The organism is Paenibacillus zanthoxyli JH29, assembly GCF_000520715.1.
Taxonomy (GTDB): Bacteria; Bacillota; Bacilli; order Paenibacillales; family Paenibacillaceae; genus Paenibacillus_AQ; species Paenibacillus_AQ zanthoxyli.
The window spans coordinates 1-8,799 of sequence record NZ_ASSD01000017.1; the positions used below are offsets into that span (position 1 = coordinate 1).

General features: G+C 51.6%; 9 protein-coding genes. 6 read left to right on the forward strand and 3 right to left on the reverse strand.

Annotated features, from left to right (window positions below; translation table 11 throughout):
* The coding region (locus tag L691_RS0100795; RefSeq protein ID WP_025688157.1) for a molybdate ABC transporter permease subunit at positions 1-468 on the forward strand (468 nt) is incomplete at its 5' end.
* A gap of 91 nt (positions 469-559) precedes the next feature.
* Here L691_RS0100795 and L691_RS0100800 read toward each other — a convergent pair.
* Both L691_RS0100800 and L691_RS0100805 read right to left on the reverse strand, forming a co-directional pair.
* A complete protein-coding gene (locus L691_RS0100800; RefSeq protein WP_025688158.1) occupies positions 560-1,537 on the reverse strand; it encodes a substrate-binding domain-containing protein in 978 nt (325 codons plus the stop codon).
* A gap of 195 nt (positions 1,538-1,732) precedes the next feature.
* On the reverse strand, positions 1,733-1,936 hold the full coding sequence (locus L691_RS0100805) for a TOBE domain-containing protein (protein WP_025688160.1): 204 nt from the start codon (positions 1,934-1,936) through the stop codon (positions 1,733-1,735).
* 466 nt (positions 1,937-2,402) lie between these two features.
* Between L691_RS0100805 and L691_RS0100810 the strand changes: the two genes are divergently transcribed.
* The 5 genes from L691_RS0100810 (at position 2,403) to L691_RS0100830 (ending at position 7,345) form a co-directional block, all read left to right on the forward strand.
* Positions 2,403-3,812 carry a deoxyguanosinetriphosphate triphosphohydrolase family protein gene (locus L691_RS0100810; protein WP_025688162.1) on the forward strand — a complete coding sequence of 470 codons (1,410 nt, stop codon included), beginning with the start codon at positions 2,403-2,405 and terminating at the stop codon, positions 3,810-3,812.
* Positions 3,813-3,993: 181 nt separating this feature from the next.
* Positions 3,994-4,932, forward strand: coding sequence for a TRM11 family SAM-dependent methyltransferase (locus L691_RS0100815; RefSeq protein ID WP_025688163.1), 939 nt, complete (start codon positions 3,994-3,996; stop codon positions 4,930-4,932).
* 57 nt (positions 4,933-4,989) lie between these two features.
* Complete coding sequence (gene thpR / locus L691_RS0100820) at positions 4,990-5,598, forward strand: RNA 2',3'-cyclic phosphodiesterase (protein ID WP_025688164.1); 609 nt, start codon at positions 4,990-4,992, stop codon at positions 5,596-5,598.
* A 63-nt stretch (positions 5,599-5,661) separates the two neighbouring features.
* On the forward strand, positions 5,662-6,609 hold the full coding sequence (locus L691_RS0100825) for a cell wall hydrolase (RefSeq protein WP_025688166.1): 948 nt from the start codon (positions 5,662-5,664) through the stop codon (positions 6,607-6,609).
* A 52-nt stretch (positions 6,610-6,661) separates the two neighbouring features.
* Positions 6,662-7,345 (forward strand): metal-dependent hydrolase, encoded by a 684-nt coding sequence (locus tag L691_RS0100830; protein ID WP_025688169.1) that lies wholly within the window; start codon positions 6,662-6,664, stop codon positions 7,343-7,345.
* Positions 7,346-7,426: 81 nt separating this feature from the next.
* Here the strand turns inward: L691_RS0100830 and L691_RS0100835 are convergent, their stop codons facing one another.
* Positions 7,427-8,614, reverse strand: coding sequence for a UDP-N-acetylglucosamine--LPS N-acetylglucosamine transferase (locus L691_RS0100835; RefSeq protein ID WP_025688170.1), 1,188 nt, complete (start codon positions 8,612-8,614; stop codon positions 7,427-7,429).
* Positions 8,615-8,799: the final 185 nt, after the last annotated feature.

The following is an 8,799-nucleotide window of genomic DNA, read 5'->3' on the forward strand; positions in this document are numbered from 1 at the left end:
GTGCTTCTGGTCGTATTGGGAAGAAAAAGCTGGCTTGGCGAATGGTACGAGAATTTAACCGGTGGAACGATTCTGTTCACCTGGGGATCGGCGGTCATTGCCGCCGTCGTTGTCGCTTTTCCGCTCGTTTATCGTACGCTAAAGGCAGGCTTTGAAGAAGTTGACCGCGATTTGGAAGATGCGGCGCGCGCTCAGGGGGCGGGAGAGCTTCAAGTGCTTCGCTATATTACTCTCCCGCTGGCGATCCGAACGCTTGCGGCGGGCTATGTTCTCGGCTTTGCCCGGGGCCTCGGCGAGTTCGGGGCGACAATTATGGTGGCTGGCAATATTCCCAACCGGACGCAGACGATTCCTACAGCGATTTATGTGGCTGTGGACGGAGGGGACATGACGCTCGCCTGGTTGTGGGTCATTTCGATTATCGCAATATCGGCGTTCATGCTGATGTTTGTCAACCGCTACTCCTAATAAAGAAAGTAAATAACCCTCCCCAATCCGGCAGTATCAGCAGCCTGAGGATAGGGAGGGTTTGCTATTCATTATGTTTCGTAAATAATCTTCATGTCTCGTAAATAATCTTCCCGGTTTCGGACAGATCGTATCCATATAACGAGTTAAGCTCGTTATGAAGTGCTTGGGAGCGGCATATTTCGAGCACCGCCAAGATCCAATCCTGATTATCCGGCCGTTTCAGCATAACCAGATCGTACTTTTCTTGGATGAGCGGAATAAAATCCACGCCTTCGACAATCCGGGCAGCTTTTTCATTCCCGACGCCGACATCAGCCTCGCCGCGGGCGATCTTGCCAGCAACCGTCACATGGCTGATTTCTTCCGCTCTGTAGCCTTCAATGTTCTGTGCTTTCACTCCGTTCAAGCGCAGTTGTTCATCCAGCAGCACCCGCGCGCCTGAACCTCTCTCCCGGTTAACGAGCCGCAGACCGGATTGCCCCAGGTCTTTCCAGTCATAAAGCCCTTTGGGATTGCCTTTCTGTACATACAGGCCGGCGGCCCTGCCTAAGAGACGAACAACAAGATAGCTGGAGCCGACGAGCATTTTACGGATATAAGGAATATTGTACTCGCCTGAATCGCCATCAAGCAAATGGGTGCTGACGATATCGGATTCCCCGCGATACATGGAAATCAGACTGTCAAGGCTTCCCGCATATGAGCGCAGCGGGCGCAGCGAGGGGGAGAACTTCTCCAAATGCTGTGCTATGATATCCAGACTGATATCCTGGCCGGTGATGACAATTTCACGCGTGGCTGAACGGTATGTCGCCGGGGTCTGAATGCTAGGTGCAGGGCTTATCGCGTGAAGCCCTGGTTTAGTAGAATGGAGCATGGACGCTTGGCGCCCGCTCTCTCTGGACTGCTGCTTGTACATTTCCAGGTCCGAGGAATCTACACGCATCTGTTTGCCCACCCGGTAAGAAGAAAGCTCGCCCTTCTTAATGAGATCATAGACCTTCAGTTTTGATATTTTAAGCAGCTGGGCAACCTCTTCGGTTGTATAGGATGTATTGTCAGACATAGAGTAAATCCTCCTAAGAAGTAGGCTGCGTCAGCAGCCATCACACCTATGGGTGCACTAACACAAGACTACCTTATTTTCTATCCGGACGCAATTATTGAAGGGTGCAGGGAACTGAAAAGAACCGGGTGTACACGCAAGTGATGTACGTCCGGTTCTTTTTTGCGTCTGCTATTCAAAAAGCGGCTAACCGCCTTAGGCCATCAACAGGACGGAAGAAGCTTTGAAAAGGGCGGTAACTGTAGCGCCTTCCTTAATTCCGAGCTCCTCAAGGGCATCCAAGGAGATAATGGAAGTGATATTTTGTCCGCCAGCGTCAATAACAACCTTTGCATTGATAGGTCCTGCCTCTATAGCTACTACACGGCCTTCCAATTGGTTTCTGGCACTAATTTTCATGGTACATTCTCCTCTCAATTTTGGGTAATAAGAGTTGTATGTGATGTAAATCTTGATGATTAATTATATCTATTTATAACTGATTATATCTAAATCATAATCTATATAGTTAAATCATACTACATGATGTTTGGAAAATCAAGGTAGTTTGAGTAATATCGATAAAATTCACGGAAAATCTTTACCATAACCCAAAAAATCGGAAATTTTGGCGATAAAGGGTTAATAAGACCGAATAACAGAATGTTAATAAATTTACAAATACATTAGAGTTAAGTTATGGGAAATTTATATGTGTCGAATAATTAAAAGTTAAGATCGTGCGGTGCAGCGAATCGCGTTTGCTTTGCTGCCGGTTTACTCCTATTGCCTTAAAAAAATAACCGGGAGTGGTGAAACTTTTGCCGAAAATGCATTATAATGTAGTATTAAAAACAGATAGCCATCATATAAGGGGTAGGGGAGCATGAGACTGAATGAACTAAGAGAACACCGCCAATATCCGGAGATTACCCGCCTGGAGACATCAAGGGCTGTATATGAACGTGACTATTCCCGGCTGATTCATTCGCCGACCTTCCGCAGGCTTCAGGGGAAATCGCAGGTATTCGGAGCAGGTACCGGGGATTATTATCGGACGAGGTTAACCCATTCGCTTGAGGTGGCTCAAATTGCGCGTGAGGCGGCCAAGAGCCTGCTGCGTTCTTATCCGGAAGTGGGCTTGGAGAAAGCCGGGAATCCGGGACTGGTCATTGATCCGGAGGTGGTTGAATGCGCGGCGATTGCCCATGATTTCGGCCATCCTCCATTTGGACATAAAGGGGAAGAAGTGCTCGACAACATTCTGGATCGCTTAATTGAGGAGAAAACCGCGCAGAAGGCGGCGGTGACCGGAGCGGACCCGGCACGCAAACTCGAAATTTACAACGAGATGAGAACCAAGTATGAGCATTTTGAAGGTAACGCGCATAATTTCCGGCTCATCATGTTCCTGGAGAAGCGCGAGAACATCGACGGACTCAATCTGTCCGATGCCGTTCTGCTTGGGATCAACAAGTACCCTTTTCCCGGAACGACGCTTAAAAAGGGAATGTATCTCAATGAGTGGGAATATATCTCGCATATCCGCTCGGAATGGGGCATCCCGGCAGGGAAGAAGACGCTCGAAGCGCAGCTGATGGATTTATGCGATGATATCGCTTATTCCGCCCATGACCTTGAGGACGGCATCAAAGCCGGAAAGATTGAGGTCCATGAATTCTTCATGCATGACCCTTATATTTTAAGGCTCATTGTCGAGAAAATCATGACGCTGGAGGATTCTTTCTGGCATGGATGGACAGAGGAAGCGATCCGGCCCAAAGTGGAAGAGGTGCTGAACTCGTTCCTGCGGATTTGGAAGGAAAAGATGCCGACCTGCGAGCATGATTATTCCCGGACCCGCCGCGAGGTCAAAGCCTACTGGGTCAGCACTTTTGTCGCCAGCCTTGGCGTCATACCGGACGGTGATTGGAAGAAGGTTACCTTTATCAAGGAAGGAAAAGAAGACGAGGACCTGCTGCGTACGGTAAGCGTACTAAAGAGCTTTGCCTGGGTGACGATGATTCGCGATCTGCGCGTTCAGCGGCTGCAAAAGCGCAGCGAGTGGATTGTACGGAGGCTGTGGGGGGCGTTCCTGGACCCCGATACGTCGAAAGCGATCATCCCTACCGATTGGCTGCAGCGTTTTGAGAAGGACCAGCGTAAGCCAAGACCGATTTGGACCTGGGAGCATATGGTAATCGACTATATCGCCGGAATGACCGATGCTTTTGCCGAGAAAATTTACAATGAGCTGTTCGGGCTAAAAGTCGGCTCAATCTATGATCTGGATTAAATTTCAACGCCTAATCTATAGTAATATAGAACGGGCGTTTTTTGTGTGCATTTGATAGATACCGCAGTGGAGGATAGCTGTCCCGGCAAGCGGCGGCCCGTTTTCAGGTATAATAGAATGCGGCGGCGGGATGAATGCCCGCTGTTTCTTAAATGAACTGTGAAAGGCAGGGCTATACCGATTGGATTATACACTGACGCCTTATTTGTATATGTACCGCAGCCATGAGAATGAAAGCGGACTGTGTTCTCTGGAGCTGGATGTATTATTGCAGGGAGATGTTCTAGCTTCTGGCCTGATTATTGCCCGGGAAAAGATTGATCCAAGCCGAAGTTCTTTCTTATCGGGGAGAATCGACATTTTATGCGCTTCGGATTCGGAAGAGGAAATAGCGCATTTCGCAGGCGGCATCAGGCTTGGGGAAGGAGAGACCTTTAAGCTGTTCTGTCCCAAGGAAGGGGGAGGAACCTACGAAGAGCGCAGAGAGCTGGAGAGGAAGGTTGGCAGGCAGATCTCCGGAACGGCTGACATGCGGTCGCCGGACCGCGTATTCGGTCTGGTACAGCATGAGGGCATGCTTCTGCTCGGCGAGTACCGCGAGAGCGACAGGAGCTGGCAGCGGCGCAAGGTTAAGCCGCACAACTATTCGACGGGACTCGGCGTGGCGCTGTCCCGGTCAGCCGCCAACATCGCGGCTCCGCGTCCGGAAGGCCTCCGGATACTCGACCCTTGCTGCGGAATGGGGAGCGTGCTGATCGAAGGGCTGTCCATGGGGATGGACATGGCCGGATGCGACCTGAATCCGCTCGCTGTGCGGGGGGCGAGAGGGAATCTGCGCCATTTTGGCTATCCGGAGAATATCGTGACGCTCGGCGATATGAGAAATCTGTCCGGGCATTATGACGCGGCCATACTGGATATGCCGTATAATCTGTGCTCGGTTCTCTCGCCGGCCGACACCAAGGAGATGCTGGAGGCGCTCCGCCGCTTAACCGGCCGCGCGGTTATTATTTCTACACAGCCGGTAGAGGAGAGCATCGCCGCAGCTGGTTTTTCAATTAAAGGCGGCTGCACCGTGTCCAAAGGGTCCTTTAAGCGGTCGCTTTGGCTGTGCCATTAGTATTGGCCGGCGGCAGTCGGAAAGAATATCAAATCTGCGGAAAAAGGTGAAACGACGATGAATGATAAAGCGGCGGTCGGTTTTGGCGGAACGGCTTCTGAAAGATTGTTCACAGCGGTGAGGTTGCCGCCCGAGCTTCGCGGGGCCATAGGCGGCATGTGCCGCAGCCTGTCACGGGAGCTGTCCTTTGCCAAATGGACCCATGAAGAGGATTATCATATAACGCTTCAGTTTCTAGGCGATACCGACCCCCGGTCCATTCCGGAGCTTGTATCGGCGCTGAAGGGGACGGCAAGGGACTTTAGGCCGCTCACCTTGTCTTTGCGGGAAACAGGCATCTTCGGGCCTCCGTCCGCTCCGCGCGTCCTATGGGCGGGAGTGGGCGGGGAGACGGACCGGCTGGAGGAATTGCATAGCCGGATCGTGGCGGCTACGCTGCCGCTGGGATTTCGCGCCGAGGAGCGCGCTTATAAGCCCCATGTGACGCTGGCTCGCAAATATAGGGGAGAGCGCGCTTTTGACCCAGGACATCTTGATGCATTTACGCAAGAAGCGGAGGCTCTTCGCATGTCCTGGGAGGTTGAGGAATGGGTCCTTTTTGTTACGCGAATGCACAAAAAACCGATGTATGAAATTGTCGAAACCATAACAATTTCAAAAAAGTAGTTTTCAAACCTCCCATTTTGGGTTACATTTTTAAGAATGTGCCGAAAAACTAGGAGGATTGAAATGTCTATTTTTAAACAAAACCGCTGGATGCTGCCGCTGTTCGGCGTAATTCTAGTGTGTTTCTCTGCGATAATATTGCTGCTGCCAGAGCTCGGATTAAGCGAAGAGCGGGACAAGGTCTATGTGGGCCGTTTGCAGTCCCCGCTGCTTTCATCTGCGCCCGGGACTGGCCATACCGTTGTGAACGCGGGTGATAGGACCAAGCCGGTGGCGGAGCCGGCCATCACTGCCGGAGCCGCCATAGTCCGGCAGAGCCATCCCGAGCTATCCGCCGTCCCCCAGGGGCTTGTGCCCGCCTGGAAGCCTGTGCCCGCCTCCGAATGGTTGAATACAAAACCATTGGTTCTGAAAGGTAATAGCGCCTCAGCGTCCGTAACGGCTAAGAACAAAGCTTCCGCAGCCGTCCCAATCAGGCAGCCGCAGAAGCGTGAAACGAGGCTGAAGGTGGCAGGGACAGCAGCGGGCCAATCCAAGGATAAAAAGACTGCTTTAACCAAGCAACATCCCCCCGCAATACTTTACTTCTCACGGACTAAGCTATTAAGCCGGGAAGAGCGCGACCAATCCACCCGGAGCTACGCTGTATCCGAAGAAGAAGTGCTTCTGCTCCAGAAAATCGTAATGGCAGAGGCGGAAGGCGAACCGTACAAGGGCAAGGTGGCAGTTGCCAACGTTGTTCTGAACCGGCTGCGGTCAGCCCATTTTCCCAATACTATTAAAGCGGTCATATACCAGAAACATCAGTTTAGTCCGGTAGCCAACGGGCGGCTAAAGCGGGTAAAGCCAAACCAGGACTCAATCAGGGCTGTTAACGCTGCGCTTTCCGGGGTCAAGGAAGTCACTGACGATACCTATTATTTTCTTTCGCTTAAGCTTGCCCAGGATCTTACCGTCCATCATTCCCAGACTTTTTCAGAAAAAATTGGAAATCATAGCTTTTATCGATAGTTCATCTTCTCGTAATAGGGTAATCTACTATTATGTAGAGGAGGGAATAATCATGAAAATTACTTACTACGGTCATTCCGCACTGCTGGTTGAATCGCCTGACGCTAAAATCATCATTGATCCGTTCTTATCGGGAAATCCGGGTTCGGGAATCGCTCCGGAGAATATCCGGGTGGATGCGGTGCTGCTGACCCATGGGCACTCCGATCATCTCGGCGATGCGGTGGAGATTGCGAGGAACAACGACTGCCCGATATTCGCGGTCTATGAGCTTGCCGAGTACTGCCGGATAAAAGGCGCGAAGGTCAAGCACATGAACATAGGCGGCAAACTGGCCTATTCCGGGTTTACCGTTAAGTATACGCCGGCCTTTCACTCTTCCTCCATACAGGAGGGCGACTATTGGATATATCTAGGCCAGCCCGGGGGAATTCTGCTGACCCTTGAAGGCAAAACGCTGTTTCATGCCGGTGATACGGCGCTGTTCGGGGATATGAGACTGATCGGGGAACGCAATGCTATCGATGTTGCCGCGCTTCCAATTGGGGATGTGCTGACGATGGGTCCGGACGATGCGCTGCTGGCGGCGAACTGGCTGCGGGCAGCCAAGGTGATCCCGTTGCACTATAACACTTTCCCTGTGATTGAACAGGACGGAGCGGAGTTCTGCAACCGGCTGAAGCAGGAGGGAATCACCGGATTCCCGCTCAAAGCCGGAGAGAGCGTGGAGATTTAAGAAACCGCCGCAGGCAAAAACAAAAAGGACGAACGGCAAACAGCCGGATCGTCCTTTTGGGCGTATCCCAAATTCAATAAATTACGGCGTCGAGTACACCGCCTTATCGCTGAGCGCCTGCGCCGGGGAGCCATTCTCCCCGGACAGCTTTCCCTGCTTGGTCAGCATCTCCAGCACCGTTACCGCGCAATGATTCGGCTGGTAGTGGTCAGGGGAAAGCCGGAGACGGCGCTGCTTCTCAAGTTCTGCATACTCGCGCTGGAGAAGCCGGAACCATTTGTCTACAACCGTCTCGGAATCCAGCACTTCGGCCAATCCGAGCTCGACGAAATATTGAGAGTTTTTCTCTTCCTGCCCGGGAATGGCTTGATAAAAGAGCATGGGGATGCCTTTGGCCAATGCCTCGGTGCAGGTCATGCCGCCCGGCTTCGTAATCAGCAGATCGGCGGCGTCCATCAGCTTGTTGACGTCGCTGCTGTATCCGAGAATCGTGATATTCGGATGCTGGAACCTTGGGTCGCTGCGCATTTTGTCCACCAGTTTATTATTGCTGCCCATACAGAAGATGAGCTGGATATGATCAATCTTGGCCGTGAGCGCGTTCATGATCTCTTCGCCGAACATCAGGCCCCAGCCGCCGCCCATAATAAGCACAGTGGGCTTATCAGCAAGTCCCAACTCCTGGCGGAGCGCCTCCCTGTTGGATCGTTCCCAGAATTTAGGGTGCACAGGGATTCCCGTTACCTTCACCTGATCGGAAGGAATACCGCGTCCCGTCAAGATCGCCTTTACCCGAGAGGTGGAGACGAGGTAGCGGTTCACCTCAGCGTTAACCCAACTGCCGTGCGCGTCGTAGTCGGTAATCAGCGTGTACAGCGGCACTTTCAGCCCCAGATGCTTCAGTCTGGAAACGACGGCGGCGGGAAGAGGGTGTGTGCATATAATAAGATCTGGTTTGAGCTGCTCGATGACTTGCCGGGCATGTGTATAAAAAACACGGTGCAGCGCCAGTTTAGTGAACCGGTTCAGCGATCTGTGATATTGCGTCCTGTACAGCATTCCAACCAGCTTGGGCTGGCTGCTCACGGTCTTGCGGTAGGCGGAAAGAATCCATGGAGCCACCGTCGGATTCAGGAATTTGCCCAGCTCGATGACTCGGCATTGGACCGCAGGATTAAGGCGCTTAATCCCCTCAGCCAAAGCATAGGCGGCCCCTGTATGTCCTGTGCCAAAGCCTTCCGAAAACAGCAGTACTCTTTTCTTTCGCATAATTTCACCCGCTACTTTCCATTTCGATAGAATTGCAAAGTCTGTTACATTAACTATACGCCATATCTGCTAAGAAATTCTGTACTCTTTTTACATTATACAAATAAGACGTAAAGAGAAAGTTAAAACACTGCAAGAACTAAAAAATAACACGCCTGTTGATTATCAAGTTTCTGGAATTTGAA

Coding starts and splice junctions, on each gene's coding strand:
- L691_RS0100825 (WP_025688166.1), top strand. CDS start 5,662: ATGTCTATTTTTAAACAAAACCGCTGGATGCTGCCGCTGTTCGGCGTA.
- thpR (WP_025688164.1), top strand. CDS start 4,990: ATGAATGATAAAGCGGCGGTCGGTTTTGGCGGAACGGCTTCTGAAAGA.
- L691_RS0100835 (WP_025688170.1), bottom strand. CDS start 8,614: ATGCGAAAGAAAAGAGTACTGCTGTTTTCGGAAGGCTTTGGCACAGGA.
- L691_RS0100810 (WP_025688162.1), top strand. CDS start 2,403: ATGAGACTGAATGAACTAAGAGAACACCGCCAATATCCGGAGATTACC.
- L691_RS0100805 (WP_025688160.1), bottom strand. CDS start 1,936: ATGAAAATTAGTGCCAGAAACCAATTGGAAGGCCGTGTAGTAGCTATA.
- L691_RS0100830 (WP_025688169.1), top strand. CDS start 6,662: ATGAAAATTACTTACTACGGTCATTCCGCACTGCTGGTTGAATCGCCT.
- L691_RS0100800 (WP_025688158.1), bottom strand. CDS start 1,537: ATGTCTGACAATACATCCTATACAACCGAAGAGGTTGCCCAGCTGCTT.